Consider the following 413-nt stretch of genomic DNA (forward strand, 5'->3'; position numbering starts at 1 on the left):
GGGCCAGATTACCGCGCAGGTAACGGAGAATGTCTATGACAGCCCCACCGGCCACATCCGTCTCATTCCGCAGGGGACGCGCCTCATCGGCCAGTATGACAATGGTGTCGGCTTCGGCCAGCGTCGCGTGTTGCTGGTCTGGACCAGACTGATTTTTCCAGACGGCCGCTCCATCGTTCTGGAACGTGAGCCTGGCGCGGACTCCGAGGGCTATGCTGGCCTCGAGGACGGCGTCGACTATCATTGGGGCGAGCTCTTCAAGGCTGCAGCACTTTCCACGGTTCTGAGCATCGGGGCGCAAGCCGGCTCATCGGGCCAGGAGAGCGACATCATGCGCGCTCTTCGCCAGGGCGCCTCGGACAGCATCAGCCAGACAGGCCAGCAGATCGTCCAGCGGCAGCTCAACATAGCGC

1 protein-coding gene is annotated in these 413 nt (G+C 63.2%); it reads left to right on the forward strand.

Annotation, left to right across the window (positions count from 1 at the left end):
* Positions 1–413, forward strand: a 413-nt coding sequence (locus NR193_RS33365; protein ID WP_256754899.1) for a TrbI/VirB10 family protein, incomplete at both ends; no start/stop codon positions are given.

The sequence above is a fragment of the Mesorhizobium sp. Mes31 genome, assembly GCF_024519675.1.
Lineage (GTDB): Bacteria > Pseudomonadota > Alphaproteobacteria > Rhizobiales > Rhizobiaceae > Mesorhizobium.